A 25417-nucleotide genomic window follows, 5' to 3' on the forward strand; every position below is an offset into this window, starting at 1 on the left:
CTTTCCTCTTCTTGTACCGGGCCATTCCGGCAAGGTCATTAATGCACGCCACGCCCGGGGCTCGAATGCTACTTTCGAAGCGGTGGGTGGGGTGCGTTGGTATGGGGTGGTTGACATGCCATTACATAACCCCTGTGGGAGCGAGCTTGCTCGCGATGAGGTCGGGACATCCAACACTGATGTTGACTGAGCGACCGCTATCGCGAGCAAGCTCGCTCCCACAGGGTGTGGTGCTGTGTTATTGGGTTAGAAGAACCCCAACGGATTGATGTCGTAGCTCACCAGCAGGTTCTTGGTCTGCTGGTAGTGGTCGAGCATCATCTTGTGGGTTTCACGCCCCACACCGGACTTCTTGTAGCCACCGAACGCGGCATGGGCCGGGTACAGGTGGTAGCAGTTGGTCCACACGCGACCGGCCTTGATCGCCCGGCCCATGCGGTAGGCGCGGTTGATGTCGCGGGTCCACAGGCCGGCGCCGAGGCCGAACTCGGTGTCGTTGGCGATCGCCAGGGCTTCGGCTTCGTCCTTGAAGGTGGTCACACCCACCACCGGGCCGAAGATCTCTTCCTGGAACACACGCATTTTGTTGTGGCCCTTGAGCAGGGTCGGCTGGATGTAATAGCCGCTCGACAAGTCACCTTCCAGGTGCTCGGCCGCACCACCGGTCAGCAACTCGGCCCCCTCTTCCCGGGCGATTTCCAGGTAGGAAAGGATCTTGTCGTATTGCTGCTGCGAAGCCTGGGCACCGACCATGGTCTCGGTATCCAGTGGGTTGCCACGCTTGATCTTGGCGATTTTTTTCATCACCTCGGCCATGAACGGCGCATAGATCGACTCCTGCACGAGCGCCCGGGACGGGCAGGTGCAGACCTCGCCCTGGTTGAAGAACGCCAGTACCAGGCCTTCGGCGGCCTTTTCGATGAAAGCTGGCTCGGCCTGCATGATGTCTTCGAAGAAGATGTTCGGCGACTTGCCGCCCAACTCCACGGTGGACGGGATGATGTTCTCGGCCGCGCACTTCATGATGTGCGAGCCCACCGGGGTGGAACCGGTGAAGGCGATCTTGGCGATGCGCTTGCTGGTGGCCAGGGCTTCGCCGGCTTCGCGGCCAAAACCATGGACAATATTCAGCACGCCAGGTGGCAGCAGGTCGGCGATCAGTTCGATGAACACAGTGATCGACAGCGGCGTCTGCTCCGCCGGCTTGAGCACGATGCAGTTACCGGCGGCCAGGGCCGGGGCGAGTTTCCAGGCGGCCATCAGCAGCGGGAAGTTCCACGGGATGATCTGCCCGACCACGCCCAGCGGCTCGTGGAAATGATAGGCCGTGGTCAGTTCGTTGATCTCCGCAGCCCCACCCTCTTGGGCGCGAATGCAGCCAGCGAAATAACGGAAATGGTCGGCCGACAGCGGCACGTCGGCATTGAGGGTTTCGCGTACAGCCTTGCCGTTGTCCCAGGTTTCCGCAACGGCGAGGACTTCCAGGTACTGCTCGATGCGGTCGGCGATTTTCAACAGCACCAGGGAGCGGTCCTGTACCGAGGTCTTGCCCCAGGCGTCGGCGGCGGCATGGGCGGCATCCAGGGCCTTATCGATGTCGGCGGCGCTGGAGCGAGGGAATTCGGCAATGACTTCGCCATTGACCGGGGACGTGTTGGTGAAGTACTCGCCGTTGACCGGTGCGACGAATTCGCCGCCGATGAAATTGCCATAGCGCGGCTTGAAGGAAACGACGGCGCCTGGGGTTCCGGGTTGTGCATAGATCATGATGGGGCCTCTGCCTGGTCGATGCCTGTCACGGGACAAGCGATAGGCCGATGGTAGAGAGCCCCGCCGGCCGGACGAATGCGTCGTTGGCAGGGGGGACTCTCGTTATTTGGTCGTAGGTTTTGCTGCGATCCGAGGATGAGCCGGAGCTTTTTTGTGGGAGCGAGCTTGCTCGCGATGACGCCGGTACAGCCAACATCGTCGCAAACTGACCCACCGCAATCGCGAGCAAGCTCGCTCCCACAGGTTCTACATTGCCAAGGTTGGCTCAGCGCTTGGCGACAAGCGCTTTCGGCAACTTGAAGGTCCAGAGCATGCCGCCCTGGTTGAAGTCCTTCACGCGCTTGGCCACCTCGCCACCCCACAGCGGCACCGCGCCGCCCCAACCGGACACCACGGAGACATATTGCTCGCCGTCCATTTCCCAGGTGATGGGCGAGCCAAGCACGCCGGAGCCGGTCTGGAATTCCCAGACCTTTTCCCCTGTCTTGGCATTGAACGCCTGCAGGAACCCTTCAGGCGTGCCGGTGAACACCAGATTGCCCTTGGTGGTCAGGACCCCGCCCCACAGTGGCGCATAGTTCTTGTGCCGCCAGACTTCCTTGCCGGTCTTCGGATCGATGGCCCGCAGCACACCAATGTAATCCTCGTTCAGCGGCTTGATGGTGAAGCCCGCCCCGAGGAACGCCGCGCCTTTCTTGTAGGCGATGCCTTCGTTCCAGATGTCCATGCCCCATTCGTTGGACGGCACATAGAACAGGCCAGTGTCCTGGTTGTAGGCCATGGGCATCCAGTTTTTCGCACCGAGGAAGGCCGGCGCCACGAACACCGAACTGCCCTTGGCTTCGCTGCCCGGCGCACCCGGACGGCTGGCCTCGTTGTAGATCGGCCGGCCGTCCTTGTCCAGGCCGGTGGCCCAGGTGATCTTGTCGACAAACGGGAAGCCGCGGATGAATTTACCGTTGGTGCGGTCGAGCACGTAGAAGAAGCCGTTACGGTCGGCGGTGGCCGCGGCCTTGATGTCCTTGCCGCCTTCCTTGTAGTTGAACGAAATCAGTTCGTTGACGCCGTCATAGTCCCAGCCGTCGTGCGGCGTGCTCTGGAAGTGCCATTTGATGGTGCCGTCGTCCGGGTTCAAGGCCAGACGCGAGGAGGAATAGAGGTTGTCGCCAGGACGCAGGTGGGAGTTCCAGGGCGCCGGGTTGCCGGTGCCGAACAGCAGAAGGTTGGTTTCCGGGTCGTAATAGCCGCCCAGCCAAGGCGCCGCACCGCCGGTTTTCCACAGATCGCCCGGCCAGGTCTTGCCTGCCTCGCCGCCGGAAATACCATTCTCGACCGCCTTGCCGTCCTTGTAGACGTAGCCCATGTGGCCTTCCACGGTCGGGCGGGTCCACAGCAGTTCGCCATTCTTCGGATCATAGGCACTGATCTGGCCCACCACGCCGAACTCGCCACCGGCCACGCCAGTGATCAGCTTGCCGTTGACGATCAGCGGAGCGGCACTGATGGAATAGCCTTCCTTGTGGTCGGCGACCTTCTTGCTCCACACCACTTTGCCGGTGTCCTTGTTCAATGCCACCAGCTTGGCGTCGAGGGTGCCGAAGAACACCAGGTCCCCATACAAGGCCACGCCGCGGTTGATCACGTCGCAGCAAGGGCGGATGTCATCGGGCAGGCGCGCATCGTATTGCCACAGCTTCTTGCCGGTGCGCGCATCCACGGCAAACACCCGCGAATAGGAACCGGTGAGGTACATCACCCCGTCCTTGATCATCGGCTGGGCCTGCTGGCCGCGCTGCTTTTCACCGCCGAAGGAGAACGCCCAGACCGGACGCAGATCCTTGACGTTGCTGTCGTTGAGCGTGTCGAGCGGGCTGTAGCGCTGGCCCTGGACGCCCAGGCCATTGGTCACAATCTGCTCGGGGTTCTTCGGATCCTGGAGAATTTCCTGATCGGTCACGGCTGCAAGGGCCGAACCGGACAGCAGCATGGCACTGAGCAGCAGGCTCACGGCGAAGGGTTGGCGACGTGCGGGATGACTCATGACGGCTACCTCTGCGGTTTTTGTTATACCCGGGAAATTTTCCCGGTCTGCCACAGATTCTTGGCCTCGGGGCCGCTGCCAACAATTGCCCGCTGTGTTGAGTTTTCTAGTTCCTTGGTACATGTGGGTCTTGCGCACACCCGTGGCGAGGGAGCTTGCTCCCGCTGGGCTGCGAAGCGGCCCCCTTCGCGCGCCACCCTGATTATCGGCGTTGTTGCAGACTTTTTAGGGCCGCTGCGCGCCCCAGCGGGAGCAAGCTCCCTCGCCACGGGCCCTCATACCACCAAGGCTATTGCGACTGGGCATCCACCCGTTTCATCACCGCCCGCTCATAGCGCGGATAGAGATGACTGACGCTGCGAATCAACTCATACCGACTCAGGCTGATCCCGGCGAAGCGCTCGGGGATGGGGCTGCGGATCATCTCGGCCATGTCGTCGCCCCGGGCCGCGCCGTCGCGCATCAGTTGGTCGAGCCAGCCCAGGTAATCGCGCATCTGCGCAAAGGGTCGGGCGTCAGTCGCCACTGGGCCATGGCCGGGCACGATCTGCTTCCAGGGCAAGGCCTGCAGGGTGTCCAGGTCTTTGAGCCAGACCTCCAGCCCTGGGCTGTTGGGGGTGGTCAGGGCCCGTTCGTAGAACACCAGGTCGCCGGCGAACAATACGCCGGTGGTTTCGTCGAGGATTGCCAGGTCGGCCCCGGTATGCCCGGCCAGTTGCAGCAATCGCAACCCGTGATTGCCCACCTTGAGCACACCGGGCGTCAACACTTGGCTGGGCAGCACCACCTCGGTGCCGCGCATCCAGTCGCCCACCAGGCGGTACATGTTTTCCGCCATGGCATCGCCCTGCTGCCGCAGCAAGTCCGTGGTCCCGGCCAAGGCACCGATGGGCACGTCGCTGAACGCCTGGTTGCCCAATACGTGGTCGGGGTGATGATGGGTCAGCAAGACCTGGATGACCGGCTTATCGGTGGTCGCCGCAATGGCCTGGCGCAGCGCCTCGCCGTAACGCTTCGACGGCCCGGTGTCGATCACCACCACGCCGGCATCGGTGACGATGAAGCCGGTATTGACGATGTTGCCGCCGTTGGCCTTGGCAAAGTTCTCGGTGCTGCCTTCCAGCAGCCAGGTGCCTTCGGCGATCTGCCGGGGCTTGAGTGAATAATCGGTGGCGGACCATGCCGGCAGGCACAGGCCAAGACAGATCAGTAACAGCCAGCGCATGGCACGTTCCTTCTGGTCAGGGAATGGCCGCCTCGAACGCGTTGCCGCTGTTGTCGCGCAGCACCAGGCGGGTCTGTCCCGGGCCTTGGATATCGAAGCCCAGGTTGGGGTTTTCGCTGACCGCCGGGAACAGCTCCAGGCGCGCCAGCAGCTTGCCGTCGGCGTCCAACAGTTGCGCCTGGTTGATGAAGAACTCCGGGATGCCGCTCACCAGGCCGTTGTCCATGGGGTGGGCAATTTGCAGGCGCAAGCGACTCGACTCCCCTCGCGGATAACGACCACCCAGCACCTCGCCCAGATGCTCCTCCCAACCCGGCTGGGTGCGCACCACGCTGGGCGCGGTACAACCACCACCCGCCGCGTCGATCAGGGTCGAACCGACGTGCCAGAGGCCATCGCGGGTCTGCACGGCGACCCGCAACGGCGTGGCTTGTTCGATGCGAATACGGATCGACAACCAGGGCAGCACCCGCTCCCCCGGTTGGAAATCGACGATTTTCGGCAACGGGTTCAGCTCGGCCCAGGCCAGCACCCGCACGACGTCGCCGGCGAAGGCCCGGGCATCGATTTCCAGTGGTACCTGGCGCGCGTCTTCGGCAAAGGGTGGCGCCAGCAACCGTACCCGCTCGTCGAACACGAACGGCGCGTCCCCCAACAATTGCTTGTGATAAAAGGCCCACATCACCGACGGCACCGGGTCCTTTCCTGGCTCGACCGCCATCGCCAGCCACGGCAGGCACCACAACAGCAGGCCATACGCTCGCCAGTTCATCCCTGCGCTCCTATTGGTACATCTCGGGCACTTCGTAACGCAGGCCGTAATGGGCGTAGACAGCCTTGACGCTGCCATCGCGGATCAAACCTTCCAGCGCCTCTTCCACCGCATAGGCCAACTGACGGTTGCTTTCATGCACCGCCATGCCGATTTCCCAGCGTTGCTTGCCCATGTTCGGATAGGCATTCTCCGCCAGTGCCAGTTGCGAATCGGCCGCTTCATGCACTTGCCAGTCGATTTCCCCGCGCATGGCCATGACGGCGTCGACCTCCCCGGCCTGCATGGCCCCGAAGGCTTTGGCGACGCTGGGGTAATGACGGGTCTTGGCGCTGAGCATGCCGTTGAACACCGAGGTCAGGTAGAACGACGGCACGCTGTCGACTTCCACCCCGATAGGGTGTTGCTGAAACACCGCGACGCTGCCCACCGAATCCAGCCGGCGCCGGTCATACGCCACCTGCCAGCACTCCTGCTGATAAGGCCCGAACATCACTACCTGGGCGTTTTCCAGTTCACCGATGTCGTTGCGCTTTTGCACGTAGTCGTGATCGTACGGCACACGCATCATCAAGTCGGCCAGTTGCCGGTCATGCAGCGGGCTACTGCGCCAGATGTAATCACGCAGATCGTCATCGAGCTTCTCGCCGGGCGGCGCCCAGATCAGTTGCAGGCGCACACCCAGTGCCTTGGCCAAGGCCTGGGCCAGTTCGACGTCGACGCCCCTGGGCTGGCCCTGGTCTTCGAAGCTGTAGGGGGCGAAGTCCTTGTAGACCGCCACCTTCAGTTCCCCCGCGGCGATCATCTGATCGTAGCTGCGCACCTGGGCCTGAACCGCCTGGGCACCCAGCAACACGCAGCAGATTACCCAGGCGAACCAGCGCATGGCGATCACTCCTCGACATGCACGCTGTCAAGATAAGTGCGCACCGCCCACAAGGCTTCCTGGCTCAGGTAGTCCGCCATCTTCGGCATGTAGACCCGACCGTCGCGCACCGCGCCATGGCGCACGCGCTCGACGAACCATTCGTCTCCGGCTTCGGCGGCGTCCAACATGCGCAGGTCCGGGGCGATCCCGCCGGACTTGGCCTCCAAGCCATGGCAGGCCGCGCAGTTCTGGTTGTAGGCCGAGGCGCCGATTTCTATGGCTTTGTCACGTTCGGGGGAACTGCGATAGGGGTTCTGGGCGGCCCAACCATCGGCGTCCAACGGCAAGTTGCTGTCCTTGATCGGGGTCAGCCCCTTGGTTTCCACTGCCTGGGGCACTACGTTGCCATGGGCCCACGCGGAGCCTGCGCCGGTCAGCCCCATCAGTAATGCGGTAGCGATGATGGCGTTGCGTTTTGTTGTCATTGTTATGCCCTCTGGATTGCACGCAAGACCTCTGTGAAGAAGCCGTGCCGTCATCTTAGGAACGCTGGGGCGCCAGCCGAATGCTGCTTTGGTGGTCGGGGTCTAGTCCCTTGGTAGCAGGCCATCCGACGCAAGTCGCAAAGACAGGCGGTTCGGGAAGTCTTCCCGGCAAGGGCGGGATTTTTTCCGTATCGGCCAGGCACCGGCGCGACCCAACCTAGTCAGGCCAAAACCTTCACTGGGAACTGCCACCATGAGAATAAAAACGCTACCCGCCCTCTCCGCCCTGACTGTTGCCTTGCTGCTGGCCGGCAGTCTGTCGCTGAGCCCCTTGGCCAGCGCCGCAGCGCCAGGGGTCAGTTGGGAAGACATTGCCAACGACCACCTGACCACCCAGGACGTGCTGCAGTACGGCATGGGCACCAACGCCCAACGCTGGAGCCCGCTGGCCCAGGTCAACGACAAGAACGTCTTCAAGCTCACCCCGGCCTGGTCCTACTCGTTCGGTGACGAGAAGCAGCGCGGCCAGGAATCCCAGGCCATCGTCAGCGACGGCGTGGTCTACGTCACCGGATCCTACTCGCGGGTATTCGCCCTCGACGCCAGGACCGGCAAGCGCCTGTGGACCTACAACCACCGACTGCCGGACAACATTCGCCCGTGCTGCGACGTGGTCAACCGCGGCGCGGCGATCTATGGCGACAAGATCTACTTCGGCACCCTGGACGCGCGCGTGGTCGCCCTGGATAAAAACACCGGCAAGGTGGTGTGGAACAAGAAGTTCGGCGACCACGCCGGCGGCTACACCATGACCGGCGCACCGGTGTTGATCAAGGACAAGACCAGCGGCAAGGTGTTGCTGATCCACGGCAGCTCCGGCGACGAGTTCGGTGTGGTCGGGCAGTTGTTCGCCCGCGACCCGGAAACCGGCGAAGAAGTCTGGATGCGCCCGTTCGTCGAAGGCCACATGGGCCGCCTCAACGGCAAGGACAGCACCCCGACCGGCGACGTCAAGGCGCCCTCCTGGCCCGACGACAAGACCACTGAAACCGGCAAGGTCGAAGCCTGGAGTCATGGCGGCGGCGCACCTTGGCAGAGCGCCAGTTTCGACGCCGAGACCAACACCATCATCGTCGGCGCGGGCAACCCCGGCCCTTGGAATACCTGGGCGCGCACGGCCAAGGACGGCAACCCCCACGACTACGACAGCCTCTACACCTCGGGCCAGGTCGGTGTCGACCCCAGCACGGGCGAGGTGAAGTGGTTCTACCAACACACGCCCAACGACGCCTGGGACTTCTCCGGCAACAACGAGCTGGTGCTGTTCGACTACAAGGACAAGGACGGCAAGGTGGTCAAGGCCACCGCCCACGCCGACCGCAACGGCTTCTTCTACGTGGTGGACCGCAACAACGGCAAGCTGCAGAACGCCTTCCCCTTCGTCGACAACATCACCTGGGCCAGCCATATCGACCTGAAGACCGGCCGCCCGGTGGAAAACCCCGGCCAGCGTCCGGCCAAGCCACTGCCCGGCGAAACCAAGGGCAAGCCGGTGGAAGTCTCGCCTCCGTTCCTCGGCGGCAAGAACTGGAACCCCATGGCCTACAGCCAGGACACCGGGCTGTTCTACGTTCCCGGCAACCAGTGGAAAGAGGAGTACTGGACCGAGGAAGTGAACTACAAGAAAGGCTCGGCCTACCTCGGCATGGGCTTCCGTATCAAGCGCATGTATGACGATCACGTCGGCAGCCTGCGGGCGATGAACCCCACCACCGGCAAGGTGGTGTGGGAGCACAAGGAAGCGCTGCCGCTGTGGGCCGGCGTACTGGCGACCAAGGGCAACCTGGTGTTCACCGGCACTGGCGACGGATTCTTCAAGGCCTTTGATGCGAAAACCGGTAAGGAGCTGTGGAAGTTCCAGACCGGCAGCGGCATCGTCTCCCCGCCCATCACCTGGGAACAGGACGGCGAGCAGTACATCGGCGTGACCGTCGGCTACGGCGGCGCCGTACCGTTGTGGGGTGGCGACATGGCCGAACTGACCAAGCCCGTGGCCCAGGGTGGGTCGTTCTGGGTGTTCAAGATTCCGAGTTGGGACAAGGCGACGGCGCAGAAGTAGCCCGATCCCACCTGGGTCCTGACACACACCACAACCCCTGTGGGAGCGAGCTCGCTCGCGATGGCGGTGGTTCAGCTGACATTCATGTTGACTGATATTGCGCTATCGCGAGCCAGCTCGCTCCCACAATTACCCGAGTTCATGTCATGAGATGCTGGTCATTGCTGCTTCTGTTCGTTGGCGCCTTTGCCAACGCCGACGACCTCGACACCCCGCTCACCCTCAACGGCTGCGTCATCGCCGAAGCCAGCCAATGCCCCGGCGCCAACCTGCGTGGCGCAAAACTGGCGAACCAGGACCTGCGCAAAATGAACCTCAGCGGTGCCGACCTGCGCGACGCCGACCTGCGGCACGCGCGGCTGGACCTGGCCAACCTCGAAAAAGCCCAGTTGCAGGGCGCCAACCTGACCCGCGCCAGCCTGCAACAAAGCAACCTGCGCCTGGCGGACTTCAGCGGCGCCACGCTCAAGGCGATCCAGGGCTGGGGGCTGTTCGCCCAGGGCGCGCAGTTCCAACGTGCCGACCTGACCGCCGCCTACCTTCAGTTCGCCCGCTTGTCCGGCGCGCGGCTGCAGGGTGCCAACCTGCAGGCCGCTGACCTGGAGATGGCCTGGCTGAGCAAGGCCGACCTCAAGGGCGCCGACCTGCGCGATGCCAACCTGCAGGAAGCCAAGCTCGGCGAAAGCAACCTGGAACAGGCCAACCTGAGCGGTTCTCGCCAGCACTATGGAAATTTCCAGGATGCGAATATGGAAGGCTGCACCGGCTGCCCGACTTCTTGGGATCAGTAAGGATTGCCACAAACCCCTGTGGCGAGGGAGCTTGCTCCCGCTGGGCTGCGCAGCAGCCCCCTCCCCCCAGCCCACTCAATCAATCCGTCCTGCCGAGGTGCCTGGTTTCAGGGCCGCTTCGCGCCCCAGCGGGAGCAAGCTCCCTCGCCACAATGAACCAGGGATTCACCCCGCCACCCGCACCACCCCCATATCAATCCCCAAGTGCACCAACTCGGCATGGGAGCTGACCTGCAACTTGCTCTTGAGCAACGTCAGGTGGTTGGACACGGTCTTGGCACTGATGCACAACTGTTCGGCGATGGTGCGGGCGGGAGTGCCCTTGGCGAGCATGACGAAGATCTCCAACTCCCGCTGGGTCATGCATTGCAGGCGCGGGTCGACATCCTGCCGGGAGCTGGCGCAGGCCAGTTGCGTGGCCAGGGACTGTTCGATGTAGGCATGACCGGCCAGCACTCGGCGTACCGCTTCCACCAGCACCTGGGGCGCCGAGTTCTTGGTCAGGTAGCCCGCGGCGCCGGCGTCCAATGCCTGGCGCACCAGCGGCAATTCGTCGTGCATGCTGAAGAACAGCACCCGCAGTTGCGGCAGGCGCTGGCGCAATCGGCGGGTGGTTTCCAGACCACTGATACCGGGCAGGCCAAAGTCCATGATCACCAGGTGCGGCACCTGTTCCTGCACCAGGCTCAGCGCCTCTTCACCGGTGGCCGCTTCGCGGACCTGCAGGTCCGGCATCAGCACCCGCAACAGGCTGGCGTAGCCCTGCCGAACCACCGCATGGTCATCCACCAACAAAATGTTCATCACGCCTCCAGGGCAATATTCAAGGCCAGCGCCCAACCGGCGCCAGGCTGGCTGATGATGCGCAACTCCCCACCCAGGCTGCGCGCCCGTTCGGACATCGAGTGCAAGCCCACACCGGCGCGCGGCGGTTGCGTCGCACCGCGGCCGTTGTCGCGCACCAGCAAGCGCAGGCGCCCGGCGCGATGTTGCAGGCGAATCCTTACCTGCGTGGCACCGGCATGCCGGGCAACGTTGGTGAGTGCTTCCTGCAACAAGCGATACAGGTGGGTCTTGTTCGATCCGGACATGGGCGGCAAGGCTTCGTCGATCCGCAGCTGACAGGCGATGCCCTGGCTGGCCTGCCATTGCCCGGCCAATAGCCCGATGGCCTCGCATAACGGCAGGTGCTGCAACACCACCGGGTACAAGTCATGCACCAGCGCCCGGAAACCCTGTTGCAAATGCTCGCAATGGTCTTCGAGCTGGCTGACGGTCTGCTCCAGCGCCGGTGGCTGATCCATCACCAGGCGCAACAGGCAGGCGCGGGCACGAATGCCGGCCACGTATTGGCCCAGGTCGTCGTGCAGGGTCTGGGCCAGCCGGGTGCGCTCCTGCTCCTGCACGGCCAGCAAGGCCTGGGTGAGCCGGGCGTTATCGGCCTGGGCCTCTGCCAGAGCGGCGGTCATGCGATTGAAATGCCCCGCCAGTTGCTGCGCTTCCGGCACACCTTCAGTGCCCAGGCACACCTGCAGGTTCCCGGCAGACACCTGACGCAGTGCCTGCAGCAATTCATCGAGCAAACGCATGCCCCGGCGTACCGCCCAGCGAATCACCAACAGGCTGAGCGACAGCGCCAAGGCGCAGACGTACAACAGTTGCACCAACGAATCGAGAATCTCGTCGATCTCGTCCCGCGGATCGACGGCAATCCAGGCCCGCCGACCGTCAGGCAACTCCACCACCTGGGCCGCGGGGCCATCGTCCAGTAGCTGGCGGCCGAGCCAGGCTTTCATCCCGTCTTCATTCGCGGGGAACCGTTCCCCAGGGGCCAGCCAACGGACCCGCACATGACGCAGGCTGCCGGTCAACCGCGGCTGGAGACTGGCCGGGTCGCGCTCGGCGGTTTCCCGCAGGTAATGCACCACCGACTCGGCCGATTGCAATTCTCGCTTCACATCGGCCATGGCCTGGTGCAACAGCAGGACGGCACAGGCCAGGGTGACCAGGGCGAAGAAGGCTGACACCCAGAGGTTGATGCGCCAGAGGGCCGACATGGCTAGTGTTCCAACCCTGAATCGATACCCCCACCCTGTGGGAGCGAGCTTGCTCGCGATGACGGCGGCACAGCCAGTACCGAGGCCGACTGAACCACCGCTATCGCGAGCAAGCTCGCTCCCACAGGAGGGGTTGGAGAGTTCCAGGCTTTGGGACGATCCACCCCGATCAAGCTCAGGATCAGCAGCAACGTCAGCAGCAGGGTCTTGAGAATCCGCATGGTCTGTCCCTTCCTGGGCAATGACGATGCCTTGCATCCTAAAACCCCGGCTTCCAAGGCGAGTTACTACCTTGGTACTGCCCCGGCGGTACTTTCTGCATATTTCCCCAGGGCCATAGCCTTCCTATGCTGGCGCTACCCGCAATGGAGAACGTCATGCGCCGGCTCGTCAGTTACGTCCTGGTTTTTCTGCTGGCAGCGACGACCGCTCACGCGGGCGATGCCACGCCGCTGCAAGTGCGCATCGGCTACCTGGGTTATCGCCCCGACCCGAGCCCGCTGCTGTCCAACGTCATTGCCGAACCGGCCGATGCCGGGTTGCGCGGCGCTGAGCTGGCCATCGTCGACAGCAACAGCACCGGGCGTTTTCTCCAGCACGACTATCGCCTGGAAAGCGCCAGCGTCGACAGTCCCGAAGCCCTGCTCCAGGCCGCCCGCGCTCAACACGACCAGGGCCTGCGGCTGTTCGTGGTCAATGCACCGGCCGCCAGCCTGCGCGATCTCAGCGCCGCCCTGCCCGACAGCCTGCTGTTCAACGCCGGCAGCCCCGACGACAGCCTGCGCACCACCGATTGCCTGGGCAACGTGCTGCACAGCCTGCCCGACCGCGCCACGCTCGCCGATGCCCTGGTGCAGTTCAGCGTGGTGCGCAAATGGCAGCGGGCCCTGCTGATCGTCGGCCAGACGCCCGAGGACCAGGCCTATGCCGCCGCATTGCGCCGGGCCATGAAACGCTTCGGCATGAAGATCGTCGCCGAGAAGGCCTGGCAGTTCGACAACGACCAGCGCCGCAGCGCCCAGGCCGACATGCCGCTGTTCACCCAGACCGCCGAGTACGACGTGGTGCTGGTGGCCGACGAGCGCGGCGACTTCGGCGAATACCTGCCCTACCAGACCTGGTACCCACGGCCGGTGGCCGGCACCCAAGGGCTGACACCCACCGGCTGGCACAAGACCGTGGAAACCTACGGCGCGGCGCAGTTGCAAAAACGCTTCGAAGCCCTGGCCGGACGCTGGATGAACGACCGCGACTTCGCCGCCTGGATCGCCGTGCGCAGCATCGCCAGCGCGGTGAGCAAACTGCGTCAGACCGACCCGTTCGCCATCCGCCAACTGGCCCTCAGCGACCAACTGCCCCTGGACGGTTTCAAGGGCCGCAAGCTCAGCTACCGGCCGTGGAATGGCCAACTACGCCAACCGATTCCCCTGGTCCAGCCCCGTGCACTGGTCAGCACCTCGCCCCAGGACGGTTTTCTGCACCCCTCCAATGAAATGGACAGCCTGGGCTATGACCGGCCCGAAGTGAGCTGCCGTTACCCCTGATCGATAACAACAATAAGGAAAATCGCCATGCGCCGCCCGCTGTTCAAACCGGCCCTGCTCTGCCAAGTCCTTGCCCTGGGTGCTGTTCTGCTGGCTGCCGGTCCCGCCGCTGCCAGCATCGCCTGGGTCTCCAACGAAAAAGACAACAGCCTGAGCCTGATCGACATGCAGAGCCTGGAAGTCATCGAGACCTTGCCCGTGGGCCAGCGCCCCCGGGGGCTGCTGCTGTCCCATGACAATCGCCTGCTCTATATCTGCGCCAGCGACTCGGACCGGGTCCAGGTGATGGACGTCGCCACCCGCAAGATCATCAAGGAACTACCCTCCGGCAAGGACCCGGAGCAGTTCGCCCTGCACCCCAACGACCGCTGGCTGTATGTCTCCAACGAAGACGATGCCCTGGTCACGGTGATCGACACCCAGACCTCCGAAGTGCTGGGCCAGATCGGTGTGGGTGTCGAGCCCGAAGGCATGGCTGTCAGCCCCGACGGCAAGTGGGCGGTCAACACCAGTGAAACCACGAACATGCTGCACTGGATCGACACCAGCACCCAGACCCTGGCCGACAACACCCTGGTGGACCAACGACCACGTTTCGTCGAGTTCAATCGCGACGGAACGCAGCTCTGGGCCTCGGCGGAGATCGGCGGCACCCTGACCGTGCTCGATGTCGCCACGCGCCAGGTGCTCAAGACCCTGACGTTCCAGATCAAGGGCGTGCACCCGGACAAGGTGCAGCCGGTGGGCATCAAGCTCAGCGCCGACGGCAAGCTGGCGTTCGTCGCCCTGGGCCCGGCCAACCATGTGGCGGTGATCGACGCCAAGACCTTCGAAGTGCTGGATTACCTGCTCGTGGGCCGGCGCGTCTGGCAACTGGCGTTCACCCCGGACCAGAAGCAACTGCTGGCGACTAACGGCGTCAGCGGCGATGTCTCGGTGATCGATGTAGCGAGCCGCAAAGTCCTGAAGTCGGTGAAGGTCGGGCGCTACCCTTGGGGCGTGGTGGTCACGCCATGAACGCCCTGGAAGTGAGCGACCTGAGCTTTGCCTATGGCCCGCGCGAAGCCCTCAAGCAGATGAATTTCAGCCTGTCCGCCGGCCGTTTCGCCGCGCTGCTGGGGCCCAACGGCGCCGGCAAGTCGACGCTGATCGCCCTGCTCACGCGCCTGTACGACCTGCAACGGGGCGATATCCGCGTCGGCGGCCACTCCTTGCACAAGTCGCCACGGCCGGCCTTGCGCCAGTTGGGCGTGGTGTTCCAACAAAGCACCCTGGACCTGGACCTGAGCATCGAACAGAACCTGCGCTATCACCTGGCGCTGCATGGTTTTTCGCGGCGCCAAGGCAGTGTCCGCATCGATGCCGAACTGACCCGCCAGCACCTGACCGAGCGCCGCCACGAGCGGGTGCGCGACCTCAATGGCGGCCATCGACGCCGGGTGGAAATCGCCCGCGCCCTGCTCCATGAGCCGCGCCTGTTATTGCTGGACGAGCCCAGCGTCGGTCTCGATCCGGCCAGCCGCCTTGCCCTCGGCCTGCACGTTCGGCAACTGTGCAGCGAACAGGGCATCAGCGTGCTCTGGACCACTCACCTGCTGGACGAAGTGCAACCCAGCGACGACCTGTTGATCGTGCACCAGGGCCGCCTGGTCGCCAGCGGCCAGGCCGACGCGGTGAGCCTGGAACACGGTGGCACCCTCGGCTCGGCCTTCAGCCATTTGACTACCTCGGGGGTCCGGCCATGAACGCCTACTGGCACTGTTTCAGCGGCATCGTGGTGCGCGAATGGCTGCGCTTCGTGCTGCAACGCACCCGGCTGCTCAGCGCCTTGGTCCGGCCGCTGCTGTGGCTGCTGGTGTTCGCCGCCGGCTTTCGTGCGGCACTGGGCATCGCCATCATCGCGCCCTATGACACCTACATTCCCTACGAGGTGTACATCGTGCCGGGGCTGGCCTGCATGATCCTGTTGTTCAACGGCATGCAGGGCTCGCTGTCGATGGTCTACGACCGGGAAATGGGCAGCATGCGTGTCCTGCTCACCAGCCCCCTGCCCCGGGCTTTCCTGCTGGCGAGCAAGTTGCTGGCGACCTCGCTGATCTCGCTGTTACAGGTCTATGCCTTTCTCGCCATCGCCTGGCTGTACGGCATCCAGCCACCGACCATGGGCCTGCTGCTGGCCTTGCCAGCCTTGCTACTGGTGGCCCTGATGCTCAGCGCCCTGGGCTTGTTGCTGTCCAACGCCATCCGGCAACTGGAGAACTTTGCCGGGGTGATGAATTTTGTGATCTTCCCGATGTTCTTCCTGTCCTCGGCGCTGTACCCACTGTGGAAAATGCAGGAAGCCAGCCCCTGGCTGTACTGGCTCTGCGCAGTGAGCCCGTTCACCCATGGCGTGGAACTGGTGCGCTTTGCGCTCTATGAGCAGTTCAACCTCCTGGCGATGACGGTGTGCCTGGGCTTGACCCTGGTGTTCACGTTCTTGGCGGTGTGGACCTTCAATCCGCAGCATGCGGCGTTGCGCAAGGCCAATTGATCCTGCCTCAGCCCAATATCCCTGTGGATGGAACCCTGTGGGAGCGAGCTTGCTCGCGATAGCGGCGGATCATTCAGCAATGATGTTGACTGACACACCGCTATCGCGAGCAAGCTCGCTCCCACAAGGGCTCTGCGCAGGGCCTCATGGCTAAAATTACTACTTTAGTACCGGTTTTCCTGTCTATGGTCGCATTCACAAGACCTCGACCCTGGCATGTAATGGGCGCATAACAAAAAGGATAAATCCTATGCCCCGTTTGCTGGCGATCCTCTTGCTGGGCCTGATGCTGAATGTCGCCCAGGCCGAGACCGCGCTGTTTTCAGCGCAGGGCTACCGCATCGCCCAATACCGCAGCCCGACGCCCGCCACCGTCGACGGCGCCCAGACCCTCGACACCCAGGCCCTGCAACGCCTGCTCGGCCAAGCCTCGCCCCCGCTGCTGATCGACGTTTATCGTCGTCCGTGGGTCCAAGGGCGTTTCATCGACAACGAGCCCCACGCCAACCTCCCCGGCAGCTTGTGGCTGGCCAATACCGGTGATGGCGATCTCGACCCGACCTGGCAGGACTACTTCAGCCATCACCTGCGCACGGCCACCGGCGGGCGGCTGGATCTACCGCTGGTCTTTTATTGTCGCGCCGATTGCTGGTTGAGCTGGAACGCGGTAAAACGCGCCGCTGCCATGGGCTATAAGCAAGTGTACTGGTATCGCGATGGCCTCGATGCCTGGGAGGCGGCCAACCTGCCCCTGCAAGCGGCTCGCCCCGAACCCTTTCCCTGATTTTGCAAAGAAATGCGTGCAACTGCCCTGCCCCACACGACAATAACGAGGTGAATGGCCATGTATAAAATCCTGATAGCCGACGATCACCCACTGTTTCGCGAAGCCATCCACAACGTCATCAGCGACGGTTTTCCTGGCAGCGAGATCATGGAAACCGCCGACCTGGACAGTGCCCTGGCATTGACCGCCGAGCACGACGACCTGGACCTGATCCTGTTGGACCTGAACATGCCCGGCATGCACGGGCTCAATGGCCTGATCAACCTGCGCAACGAGGCACCGACCATCCCCGTGGTGATCGTTTCCGCCGAGCAGGACAAGCAAGTGGTGTTGCAGGCCATTACCTATGGCGCGGTGGGCTTCATCACCAAATCCTCGCCACGCTCGCAGATGACCGATGCCATCGAGCAGATCCTCAACGGCAACGTGTACCTGCCGCCGGACATCATCCGCACGCAAAAGAGCCCGGTGGGCCGACGCCTGAACGAAAACCCGGCCTTCCCGCCGGAACTGCTCCAGGCCTTGACCCGCAAGCAACTGCTGGTGCTCGAACGCATGACCAAGGGCGAGTCGAACAAGCAGATCGCCTACACCCTGGACATCGCCGAAACCACGGTCAAGGCCCACGTCTCGGCGATCCTGCGCAAGCTCAATGTGCACAACCGGGTGCAGGCGATCCTCAGTGCCGGGGATATTGATTTCGGGGCTTATCTGCGGCGGTGAACAGGCAACACAACTACCTGCTGGGCCCGAGGCCATGGGGCCCCTGTGGCGAGGGAGCTTGCTCCCGCTGGGCTACGAAGTAGCCCCAAAACCATTCACCCTGGTGTGTCAGGTTGAATGCATTCAGCCTCTTTGGGGTTGCTGCGCAACCCAGCGGGAGCAAGCTCCCTCGCCACAACAGTGTTTGGCTCAAGATCGGGGGGGATTCAGCAGATGACTCATCGCAATCTTGAGCTTCATCGGCCGCACCGGTTTGTGCATCAGGGTGTGCCCGCGCTCGCGGATCTGCTGCTTGAGTTCGTTGCTGTAGTTGGCGGTGATCATCATCGCCGGGAGCGGTGAAGCCCGACGGGCGTTGATCCGGGCCACGGCATCGACGCCGTTCTGATCGTGGTCCAGGTGATAGTCGGCGATCAGCAGGTCCGCCTCGGCGTGGTAGTTGTCCACCTGGCGGGCCAGGTCCTGTTCCGACAGCGCGGTCACCACCCGACACCCCCAGCCTTCCAGCAAGGTGCGCATGCCGGCGCAGATCGCCGCATCGTTATCCAGCACCCAGACCCGTGCCCCGCGCAGTCGTTCGAGCATTGGTTCGCTCATGTCCAGGCACGGCGCCGGTTTGGGCGCGGTGGCGCTCAGCGGTACGTCGATGGCGAACATCGAGCCCTTGCCCGGCCAGGAGCGCACCTGGATCCGGTGCCCGAGGATCCCGGCGATTTTCTCGACAATCGCCAGGCCCAGGCCCAACCCACGGTCCTGGTTCGGGCGCTGCACATCGCCGCGCTTGAACTCCTGGAATATTTCCTCCAGGCGGTTCTCGGCGATGCCGATGCCGCTGTCCCAGACCTGGATCGACACGCGCTGGCGATGTCGGCGACAGCCCAGCACCACCCGCCCGCTGGGGGTGTAGCGAATGGCATTGCTCAGCAGGTTACGCAGGATCCGCGCGAGCAATTGCATGTCGCTGCGCACCAGCACCGAACAGCCGACAAAGTGCAGTTCCAACCCTTCGCTGCGGGCGATCTGGGCGTATTCGGCGGCCAGGTTGTCCAGCAATTCACTGAGGCCGAACGGCGCGACATCGGCCTTGATCACCCCGGCGTCCAGCTTGGAGATGTCCACCAGGGTGCCCAACAGGTTCTCCACGTCCTCCAGCGAATTGCTGACGTTGCGCACCAGTTGCGCGTTGGCGACAGGCTCGCGGCGCTCAAGCAAGGCACTGGTGAACAACCGGGCAGCGTTGAGCGGTTGCAGCAGGTCATGGCTGACCGCCGCGAGGAATTTGGTCTTGGACAGGTTGGCCTGCTCGGCCTCGCGCTTGGCCTCCCGCAGGCGCAACTCCACCCGGCTGCGCTCGTCGATCTCGCGCAGCAACTGGTCATTGAGCGTGGTCAGTTCGGCGGTGCGTTCCTGGACCCGCTGTTCCAGGTTCTGGTAAGCCTGGTGCAAGGCTTCGGCGGTGCGACGGCGTTCAGTGATGTCGCGGATCAGCACGAAAATCCCGACCACTTCGCCATTGGCCAAACGGTTCGGCACGTAGGAGCGCAGCATGTAGCGCTCCTGGTTGTTGATGTTGGTCTCGGCGAATTCGAACGTCACGCTCTCACCCGACAACGCCCGGGCCACGTAGGCTTCCAGGCGTTGGTAATGTTGCTCGCTATGGGCTTCGCGCAGGCTCTGGCCGAGCATCACGCCACGGGGCCAGCAATACCATTGCTCGTAGACCTTATTGGTGAACTCGTAGACCAGGTCGGCGTTGAGGTAGGCGATCAGCGCCGGCACATGGTCGGTGATCAGCCGGATCCAGCGCTCGCTTTCGCTCAGTGCCTCGGCATGCTGGTAGCGCTCGGTGATGTCGGTGAAGGTGTTGACGTAGCCACCGGTGGGCAACGGATGCGTGCGAATCTCCAGCACCCGGCCATCGGACAGGCGCTGCTCGCATTCGTGGATCAGCCGGCCGTTGCTGTCGCGGCTGGCCGGGGTCAGCAGTTGCAACTCACTGTCGGCAATCACTTCGTTGAACGGCCGGTGGGCCGCCACCGGCGCCAGGCCACTAAGCTCGAGGAAGCGCCGGTTCCACAGCTCCAGCACGCCTTGGGCATTGACCATCGCCACGCCCTGGGACAGGTTGTCCACCGCCCGCTGCAACAAATGGGATTTCTGCGCGATGGCCTGCTCGCGGCGCACGGTTTCGCTGAGCTTGACGTCGGTGATGTCGGTAAACAGGATCACCCGCCCGCCTTCCTGGGTCGGCCGCTCGCTGACTTGCAGCCAACGCCCGTTCTGCAAGCGATACAACACGTGCTCGTCGGCCTGGCCCCGGGGTTCTTCACTGAACAGGCCGTTGGCGGTCATCAGGCGCTTGACCTCGGACAAACGCATGCCGGCGATGATCCGTACCCGGCTGTTGGCCCAGAAGGCCTTGAAGCGGCTGTTGAACAGGACGATGCGTTGCTGCTCGTCGAACAGCACAAACGCGTCGGAGATGCTTTCGATGGCATCGATCAGGTGTCGATGGGCGGTTTCCGCCCGCAGCCGCGCCTCGCCCAGCAAGTGATTGCCGGCCTTGAGTTCGGCCATGGCCTGATTCAGGGCATCGGTGCGCTCACGCACCTGCTCGGCCAGCACCACCGAGTGTTGGAACGCCGCATAGGGGTCGTTGCCCCGGGTGACGCCGGACTCCACCCGCTCGATCAGCGCCTCGTTGATGCGCCGCAATTTGCGGTTTTCGTGCTGCAGGCTGGCGAGCTGAGCCTGTAGGTCAGCGATGGCCGGGGACGCGATGTCGGGCAATGGCAACTCCGGTGAACGTCTGGTTGATGTGCATGCCATTGAACTGTTCTCCATAGGTGTTGAACCCCATCACCCGTTGTTCCCGCAGGAACTGGCCGATCTGCTCCAGGCCGCCCCGATCCTCCAACTCCAGGCGCCGGAGGAAGCAATCGCAGCCGATGGTCAGCAGCAAGTCGCCGAGGCGCGCCTGCAAACCGTCGAACAGCGTTTGCAGGTTTTGCAGCAAGGGACCTGGAGTCATCGCGGTGAGGACAATGCCGTTCTCCACCGCACAGTAGAAACTCAGGCTCAAGTCCGGGTGCACCTGCTGGATCGCCCGCACGTAGTACTGGTCATTGATGCGCACGGCCAAGGGATGGGCGGCGAAGACCCGGTAGTCGAGCGCGCTCACCGGCACGCCGATGTGCCGGGCATATTCCTCGGCGGCGGGTTCGGCGTTGAGCTCATAGACCCGTCGCGAGGCGCTGTCCGCACCGGTCACCACCAACTTCTCTTGTCGAGGCAGGATGTGATGGGTGGTGAAGACTTCGAACTCCAGCCAGGTGTTGATCAGCACCACCACAGCCGCGCCACTGTGGAATTGGCCTTCGAAGTAGACGTGGGTGTGGGTCAGGTAGTTGTCATCGCCGGCCGAACCGCCGAAATGCGGGATGTCCCCCAGGGCGGCGCTCAAGGCCGCCAGCACCATCTCCTCGCGGCTGGACAGGCCATCGAGCAGGGTCAAGGCGAAACTATGGCCCTTGATCGGCGCCAAGGCGTTGCTGCGACAACCGCTGGCCAGACGCTCGACCATTTGCTGGGCGTCGATCAGGCTGAAGTGTTCCATTTCCCCGATCAGCTCGGCGGCAATGGAAAAGTGCCGATGATCGAAACCCACCGCCGTCACACAGTTGCGGCCGTAGCCCTGGGGGGTGATTTCCCCGGCGCTGGTGCAGCCCACCAGGCGAATCCCGCCGAAACTCTGGGACAGCGCCTGGCCCAGGGCCGGCAAGTCGTATTCGGCGGAACAGAAAAACAGCACGAACCCCAGGTGCGGGTGCAACAACTGCCGCGCCAGCGCCTGGGCCACCTGCTGGACATCGCTTGCCTGGGACATGGCGCTCACCACACCTTCGCTCTGGGCCTGCTGCATCGTCGCCTCCGGCGGGTGCGTGATAGGAGCCCTGAGTGTACGAAGCCGCGCCGAGTCGACGAATGCTACTTGGGTAGTGGGTGGACGCTTCCATGGGATGAGATTGCTCCCAGCAGTTCCCTAGCCACAAAAAGAGCGGTTCAGTGCCCAGGCCATATCAGTGACTCATCGACGACATCGCGCTCGCCTGCCCCAGCAGTTTCTGGTCGATGTCTTCCAGGCGCAGCACCCGACCGCCGCTATCGCTGGCAAGTTTTTGTGCCGCCTGGGGATCGGAGAACGAGGCCAGTACCACGCCCATGGCGCCTTTGAGTCCACTGCCGATGACGAAGTAAGCGGTGCGGGCGTCGATCAGGTGAGCGTCATCCGGCGCATCCCAATGGCTGCGGCCCATGTCATGGACATACAGCTTGACGTCGGCCCGATGGTTTTCCGGCTGCAGCCACCAGCCCAGCATCTCCGCCGGCGAGCAGAACTTCTTCACGCCCCCAGCCCCGACTGCCGCGCCCTTGGGCCCGGGAAAGTCAGTGATGACCATGCCGCACACATGGCACTCGTCACTGGGATGAAACGCCAGCACCGCCTCGCTGGCCGCAGGTGGCTCGGCCTTGTCGCAAGCTGCCAGCGCCAGGCATACCAGTAACCCGGCCAAGAGACGGCCCGCCTTGAAGGACACCCTGTTCATCGTTGCATGCTCCCTTGTTCAAGTTTAGAAATCATGGGCACCGGCGATTGAACAACCGGTAGGCCAGCCACAGCGGGACCGCCATCCACAGGCCCAGGCACAACCAGAGCCATGGCCCCGACACCGGCAGGTCGCTGCCCAGGGTCAGCACCGCGGCACCGCTGGACGCCGCATCGAATCCGGACAGGTTGATCAGCCGATAGACGTCGGTAGGGTTGAACAACAGCAACCATGGCAGCAGCTCCGGGCTGAACCGCCCCTCGCTCAACACCAACAGCGCCAGTAACGCCAGGTCGAACACCAGCACGAAGAAAAACCACACCCCCAGCGCCAATCCGGCGGCGGTGGATTTCTCTGCCGACAGGCTGCTCAGCACATAGGCCAGCCCGAGGAAAACCCAGCCCAGCAATGTGCTGGACAACATGAACCGACCGAAGGCCCAGAGCAGCAGGCTCAACTGGACGTCGTCCACCAACAGGGCGATGGCCAGCATGGCGCAGCCAAAACCGATGAAGGTGGCCAGGGCCAGGATCAGGCCATGGCCGACAAACTTGCCCAGCAGCAATTGACCGCGCCCCAACGGGTAGGTCAGCAACAGCAGCAAGGTGCCGTTCTCGTCCTCGCCGACAATCGAGTCGTAGGCCAGCAGCAAGGCAATCAGCGGCATCAGGAACGTCGCCAGGCTGGACAGGCTCGCCACCGTGGCGGGCACCGAGGTAAACCCCAGTTGACCGGACGCCGCCGCGCCGAGCCAGGCGATACCGATCGCCAGCACTGCGAACAACAGGCTGATCGCCAACAACCAGCGATTGCGCAGGCCATCGCTGAATTCCTTGCGGGCCATGTTCCAGACCGGGTTCATAGGCTGGCCTCCTCGGCTGCGGCACGGAGCATGTAATGCCGGTACAAATCCTCCAGCGACGGCGGCTTGATCTCGACATCCGTCGGGTCATCCTGGGCCAGTAACTGACGTAGCAGTTTAAGTTTGCTGCCGGCCGGCGCGGACACCTGTACCCCTTCCGCCCCCCAGCCCTGGGCGGCGTGCCCTTCACTGCGCCAATGCTGGCGAAGCCAGTCGGCCCGCGACAGGCCCGAGGCACGGATCAGCGTCGGCAGCCCGGCCTCCTCCCGCAGCCGGGCCAAGCTGCCCAAGGCCAACAGACGCCCCTGGGTGAGAATCGCCGCGCGGTTGATGTGAGCTTCCACGCCAGGCAAGACGTGGGAGCAGAGGATGATGCTGGTGCCCTGCCAACGCAGGCGGTCGAGCAGTTGATAGAGGTCCTGGGTGGCGATGGGGTCCAGGCCCACGGTCGGTTCGTCCAGCAGCAACAGGCGCGGCTGGCCGAGCAGGGCCTGGGCCAGGCCGAGACGCTGGCGCATGCCCTTGGAATAGGTCCTCACACGCCGTGTCGCGGCACCCGCCAGCCCGACCTCTTCCAGCAAACGCTCCACTTGCTCCGGGGCAGCACCTTTGAGCCGGGCAAAATGGCGCAAGGTTTCCACCCCACTCAATTGCGGGTAGAACATGACGTTCTCGGGCAGGTAACCGAGCATCTGCCGCACGCTCGGGTCGCTGGGCGCGCGACCGAAGACACGAACCTCGCCCTCGCTGGCCCGCAGCAAACCTAGGATCAACTTCATGGTGGTGGTCTTGCCCGCGCCGTTGTGCCCGAACAGCCCGAGCACCTCGCCCTGGGCCAGGTTCAAGTCCAGCCCGCGCAGCACGGCGACATCACCATAGCGCTGGCTGACCCCTTCGATCTCGACGACGTTCAAGACGCGTCCTCCTCGGCACTGTTGCGTGGCGGGGGCTGGACAGGGGTTTCCATCAGCGGATGACTGTCCATCACCCCGGGGGATTTCATCACCGGGAAAGCCCGCTGTACCCAGCGCAGCAGTTCGATTCCCGGACTGTTCATCAACAGCCGCACCTGGGGATACAGCCACAGCAGGCGATCCACGTTGTCGTTGGGTTCATAGGCCACATCGCCCAGGCCGTCGCCGTTGCGATCCCAACCCAGGTAGTCGCTCCAGTAATTGCCGCGCCCGTCCGCCGACCACTCCTGCAACCGCGTGGCCACGTATTTGACCTGGCGCTGGTTGTGGACGAAGGCATTGCCGGCGATGCGGTTGTCCTCCGAGCCGGCCGTCAGATGGATGCCCACGGCGCTGCGCTCGAAATGATTGCCTTCGATGCGGTTGAACAACGAGTTGTAAATGAACAGGGCCTTGCCCTCGGCGCCGGTGATCATGGTGTCGCCGGTGGACCCGTCGCGCACGTCGCTGACGAAGTTGTCACGCAGGGTGGAATAGGTGATGTAGTTCATCAGGATCCCGTAGTTCTGGTCCTGTTCGGAGCGATTGCCGATCACCGTCAGCTGGCGGCTTTGCATCAAGGCATAACCGGTGCGGGTACGCCGGGTGACGTTGTCCAGCAGGCGGTTATCGTTGGCAAACATGTAATGCACGCCGTAGCGCAAATCTTCCAGGACATTGCCCTGGAGCAGGTTGCCGCTGGAGGTATCGATGTAGATGCCATCGCGGGTTTCGCGCACCTGATTGCCGATGACCCGGGCACCGTGCACGGCATAGAGATGGATGCCGTTGCCCCGGTCCTGGGAGCGCAGGCTGGGGTCGCCCTGGATGCGGTTGTCGATCAGGTTGACGTCCCGCGTGCCATCGACCCAGATACCGAAGCCTTGGCCCTGCATCCGGCTCCCGCGCACCACGGCGCCTTTTGCCACAGGCTGGATGAACACGGCGGCATTCATGGCCGTGAGGTCGTGGCCCCAGTCCAGGAAGGTACAGCCCTGGACCTGGACGTTCGGGGCGCGAATGATCAACCCATTGCCCTCGCCCTGCCCCTGGAATACCGCATCCGGCGCACAGGTAAGGGTCATGGGCTGGTCGATGCTGAACGAGCCCCGGTACTGGCCCGCAGGCAGGCGCCATTGCTGGTCGCCTTCGGCCTGCAGAGGCAAATCGGTGATCGGTTGCGGCGCGCCGAACGCGCCGCCCGGTAACAGGCAAAGCAGCAGCGCAATGACCGGTTGGCGGGCGTGTTGCGGCTTTTTCCCGGTCATTGCACCTGCCTC

The 25417-nt window shown here is 63.6% G+C and carries 22 protein-coding genes; 8 read left to right on the forward strand and 14 right to left on the reverse strand.

Annotated elements, in window-relative coordinates:
• Window positions 1–246 precede the first annotated feature (246 nt).
• The 6 genes from J4E63_RS14405 to pedF all read right to left on the reverse strand — a co-directional run bounded on the left by J4E63_RS14405 (window position 247) and on the right by pedF (window position 7161).
• Complete coding sequence (locus J4E63_RS14405; protein ID WP_092475329.1) at window positions 247–1767, reverse strand: aldehyde dehydrogenase family protein; 1521 nt, start codon at window positions 1765–1767, stop codon at window positions 247–249.
• Window positions 1768–2035: 268 nt separating this feature from the next.
• Window positions 2036–3811, reverse strand: a complete 1776-nt coding sequence (locus J4E63_RS14410) for a PQQ-dependent methanol/ethanol family dehydrogenase (protein WP_092164853.1) — start codon at window positions 3809–3811, stop codon at window positions 2036–2038.
• A gap of 289 nt (window positions 3812–4100) precedes the next feature.
• On the reverse strand, window positions 4101–5036 hold the full coding sequence (locus tag J4E63_RS14415; RefSeq protein ID WP_207282401.1) for a quinoprotein relay system zinc metallohydrolase 1: 936 nt from the start codon (window positions 5034–5036) through the stop codon (window positions 4101–4103).
• A 16-nt stretch (window positions 5037–5052) separates the two neighbouring features.
• Entirely contained in the window at window positions 5053–5808 is a 756-nt protein-coding gene (locus tag J4E63_RS14420; protein WP_207282402.1) for a quinoprotein dehydrogenase-associated SoxYZ-like carrier, read from the reverse strand.
• Between the two features lie 10 nt (window positions 5809–5818).
• Window positions 5819–6694 carry an ABC transporter substrate-binding protein gene (locus J4E63_RS14425; RefSeq protein ID WP_103310775.1) on the reverse strand — a complete coding sequence of 292 codons (876 nt, stop codon included), beginning with the start codon at window positions 6692–6694 and terminating at the stop codon, window positions 5819–5821.
• A 5-nt stretch (window positions 6695–6699) separates the two neighbouring features.
• A complete protein-coding gene (gene pedF / locus J4E63_RS14430) occupies window positions 6700–7161 on the reverse strand; it encodes a cytochrome c-550 PedF (protein ID WP_192260478.1) in 462 nt (153 codons plus the stop codon).
• Between the two features lie 253 nt (window positions 7162–7414).
• Here pedF and exaA point away from each other — a divergent pair, with 253 nt between their 5' ends.
• On the forward strand, window positions 7415–9280 hold the full coding sequence (gene exaA / locus J4E63_RS14435; RefSeq protein ID WP_192260479.1) for a quinoprotein ethanol dehydrogenase: 1866 nt from the start codon (window positions 7415–7417) through the stop codon (window positions 9278–9280).
• A 146-nt stretch (window positions 9281–9426) separates the two neighbouring features.
• Window positions 9427–10071 carry a pentapeptide repeat-containing protein gene (locus J4E63_RS14440; RefSeq protein ID WP_207282403.1) on the forward strand — a complete coding sequence of 215 codons (645 nt, stop codon included), beginning with the start codon at window positions 9427–9429 and terminating at the stop codon, window positions 10069–10071.
• 165 nt (window positions 10072–10236) lie between these two features.
• Here the strand turns inward: J4E63_RS14440 and J4E63_RS14445 are convergent, their stop codons facing one another.
• On the reverse strand, window positions 10237–10875 hold the full coding sequence (locus J4E63_RS14445; protein WP_207282404.1) for a response regulator transcription factor: 639 nt from the start codon (window positions 10873–10875) through the stop codon (window positions 10237–10239).
• On the reverse strand, window positions 10875–12128 hold the full coding sequence (locus J4E63_RS14450) for a histidine kinase (RefSeq protein WP_207282405.1): 1254 nt from the start codon (window positions 12126–12128) through the stop codon (window positions 10875–10877). Before J4E63_RS14450 ends, J4E63_RS14445 begins: the two co-directional genes overlap by 1 nt.
• Window positions 12129–12505: 377 nt before the next feature.
• Here J4E63_RS14450 and J4E63_RS14455 point away from each other — a divergent pair, with 377 nt between their 5' ends.
• From J4E63_RS14455 to J4E63_RS14480, 6 genes are all read left to right on the forward strand, one after another.
• Window positions 12506–13672, forward strand: a complete 1167-nt coding sequence (locus tag J4E63_RS14455) for an ABC transporter substrate-binding protein (RefSeq protein WP_207282406.1) — start codon at window positions 12506–12508, stop codon at window positions 13670–13672.
• A 27-nt stretch (window positions 13673–13699) separates the two neighbouring features.
• Entirely contained in the window at window positions 13700–14689 is a 990-nt protein-coding gene (locus tag J4E63_RS14460) for a YVTN family beta-propeller repeat protein (RefSeq protein ID WP_207282407.1), read from the forward strand.
• Window positions 14686–15417 (forward strand): ABC transporter ATP-binding protein, encoded by a 732-nt coding sequence (locus tag J4E63_RS14465; protein ID WP_207282408.1) that lies wholly within the window; start codon window positions 14686–14688, stop codon window positions 15415–15417. The genes J4E63_RS14460 and J4E63_RS14465 overlap by 4 nt, the downstream gene beginning before the upstream one ends.
• Entirely contained in the window at window positions 15414–16205 is a 792-nt protein-coding gene (locus J4E63_RS14470) for an ABC transporter permease (protein ID WP_207282409.1), read from the forward strand. The genes J4E63_RS14465 and J4E63_RS14470 overlap by 4 nt, the downstream gene beginning before the upstream one ends.
• Window positions 16206–16455: 250 nt before the next feature.
• Complete coding sequence (locus J4E63_RS14475; RefSeq protein WP_207282410.1) at window positions 16456–16989, forward strand: PQQ-dependent catabolism-associated CXXCW motif protein; 534 nt, start codon at window positions 16456–16458, stop codon at window positions 16987–16989.
• 60 nt (window positions 16990–17049) lie between these two features.
• Window positions 17050–17715 carry a response regulator transcription factor gene (locus J4E63_RS14480; protein ID WP_207282411.1) on the forward strand — a complete coding sequence of 222 codons (666 nt, stop codon included), beginning with the start codon at window positions 17050–17052 and terminating at the stop codon, window positions 17713–17715.
• A gap of 189 nt (window positions 17716–17904) precedes the next feature.
• Here J4E63_RS14480 and nahK read toward each other — a convergent pair whose 3' ends face one another.
• From nahK to J4E63_RS14510, 6 genes are all read right to left on the reverse strand, one after another.
• A complete protein-coding gene (gene nahK / locus J4E63_RS14485; RefSeq protein WP_259333786.1) occupies window positions 17905–20544 on the reverse strand; it encodes a hybrid sensor histidine kinase/response regulator NahK/ErcS' in 2640 nt (879 codons plus the stop codon).
• The gene (gene nosP / locus J4E63_RS14490) at window positions 20474–21637 is read right to left on the reverse strand and encodes a nitric oxide-sensing protein NosP (RefSeq protein ID WP_207282413.1); all 1164 of its coding nucleotides are present in this window, start codon (window positions 21635–21637) and stop codon (window positions 20474–20476) included. The genes nahK and nosP overlap by 71 nt, the downstream gene beginning before the upstream one ends.
• 157 nt (window positions 21638–21794) lie before the next feature.
• On the reverse strand, window positions 21795–22322 hold the full coding sequence (locus tag J4E63_RS14495; protein ID WP_207282414.1) for a nitrous oxide reductase accessory protein NosL: 528 nt from the start codon (window positions 22320–22322) through the stop codon (window positions 21795–21797).
• 31 nt (window positions 22323–22353) lie between these two features.
• Window positions 22354–23184 carry an ABC transporter permease gene (locus tag J4E63_RS14500; protein WP_207282415.1) on the reverse strand — a complete coding sequence of 277 codons (831 nt, stop codon included), beginning with the start codon at window positions 23182–23184 and terminating at the stop codon, window positions 22354–22356.
• Window positions 23181–24098: an ABC transporter ATP-binding protein gene (locus tag J4E63_RS14505; RefSeq protein WP_207282416.1), complete on the reverse strand. Its 918-nt coding sequence runs from the start codon at window positions 24096–24098 to the stop codon at window positions 23181–23183. Before J4E63_RS14505 ends, J4E63_RS14500 begins: the two co-directional genes overlap by 4 nt.
• Window positions 24095–25405 carry a nitrous oxide reductase family maturation protein NosD gene (locus tag J4E63_RS14510; RefSeq protein ID WP_207282417.1) on the reverse strand — a complete coding sequence of 437 codons (1311 nt, stop codon included), beginning with the start codon at window positions 25403–25405 and terminating at the stop codon, window positions 24095–24097. Before J4E63_RS14510 ends, J4E63_RS14505 begins: the two co-directional genes overlap by 4 nt.
• Window positions 25406–25417: the final 12 nt, after the last annotated feature.

The organism is Pseudomonas sp. FW300-N2F2, assembly GCF_017351655.1.
GTDB classification, from domain to species: domain Bacteria; phylum Pseudomonadota; class Gammaproteobacteria; order Pseudomonadales; family Pseudomonadaceae; genus Aquipseudomonas; species Aquipseudomonas fluorescens_AA.

Coding starts and splice junctions, on each gene's coding strand:
- J4E63_RS14405 (WP_092475329.1), bottom strand. CDS start 1,767: ATGATCTATGCACAACCCGGAACCCCAGGCGCCGTCGTTTCCTTCAAG.
- J4E63_RS14410 (WP_092164853.1), bottom strand. CDS start 3,811: ATGAGTCATCCCGCACGTCGCCAACCCTTCGCCGTGAGCCTGCTGCTC.
- J4E63_RS14415 (WP_207282401.1), bottom strand. CDS start 5,036: ATGCGCTGGCTGTTACTGATCTGTCTTGGCCTGTGCCTGCCGGCATGG.
- J4E63_RS14420 (WP_207282402.1), bottom strand. CDS start 5,808: ATGAACTGGCGAGCGTATGGCCTGCTGTTGTGGTGCCTGCCGTGGCTG.
- J4E63_RS14425 (WP_103310775.1), bottom strand. CDS start 6,694: ATGCGCTGGTTCGCCTGGGTAATCTGCTGCGTGTTGCTGGGTGCCCAG.
- pedF (WP_192260478.1), bottom strand. CDS start 7,161: ATGACAACAAAACGCAACGCCATCATCGCTACCGCATTACTGATGGGG.
- exaA (WP_192260479.1), top strand. CDS start 7,415: ATGAGAATAAAAACGCTACCCGCCCTCTCCGCCCTGACTGTTGCCTTG.
- J4E63_RS14440 (WP_207282403.1), top strand. CDS start 9,427: ATGAGATGCTGGTCATTGCTGCTTCTGTTCGTTGGCGCCTTTGCCAAC.
- J4E63_RS14445 (WP_207282404.1), bottom strand. CDS start 10,875: ATGAACATTTTGTTGGTGGATGACCATGCGGTGGTTCGGCAGGGCTAC.
- J4E63_RS14450 (WP_207282405.1), bottom strand. CDS start 12,128: ATGTCGGCCCTCTGGCGCATCAACCTCTGGGTGTCAGCCTTCTTCGCC.
- J4E63_RS14455 (WP_207282406.1), top strand. CDS start 12,506: ATGCGCCGGCTCGTCAGTTACGTCCTGGTTTTTCTGCTGGCAGCGACG.
- J4E63_RS14460 (WP_207282407.1), top strand. CDS start 13,700: ATGCGCCGCCCGCTGTTCAAACCGGCCCTGCTCTGCCAAGTCCTTGCC.
- J4E63_RS14465 (WP_207282408.1), top strand. CDS start 14,686: ATGAACGCCCTGGAAGTGAGCGACCTGAGCTTTGCCTATGGCCCGCGC.
- J4E63_RS14470 (WP_207282409.1), top strand. CDS start 15,414: ATGAACGCCTACTGGCACTGTTTCAGCGGCATCGTGGTGCGCGAATGG.
- J4E63_RS14475 (WP_207282410.1), top strand. CDS start 16,456: ATGCCCCGTTTGCTGGCGATCCTCTTGCTGGGCCTGATGCTGAATGTC.
- J4E63_RS14480 (WP_207282411.1), top strand. CDS start 17,050: ATGTATAAAATCCTGATAGCCGACGATCACCCACTGTTTCGCGAAGCC.
- nahK (WP_259333786.1), bottom strand. CDS start 20,544: ATGGCATGCACATCAACCAGACGTTCACCGGAGTTGCCATTGCCCGAC.
- nosP (WP_207282413.1), bottom strand. CDS start 21,637: ATGCAGCAGGCCCAGAGCGAAGGTGTGGTGAGCGCCATGTCCCAGGCA.
- J4E63_RS14495 (WP_207282414.1), bottom strand. CDS start 22,322: ATGAACAGGGTGTCCTTCAAGGCGGGCCGTCTCTTGGCCGGGTTACTG.
- J4E63_RS14500 (WP_207282415.1), bottom strand. CDS start 23,184: ATGAACCCGGTCTGGAACATGGCCCGCAAGGAATTCAGCGATGGCCTG.
- J4E63_RS14510 (WP_207282417.1), bottom strand. CDS start 25,405: ATGACCGGGAAAAAGCCGCAACACGCCCGCCAACCGGTCATTGCGCTG.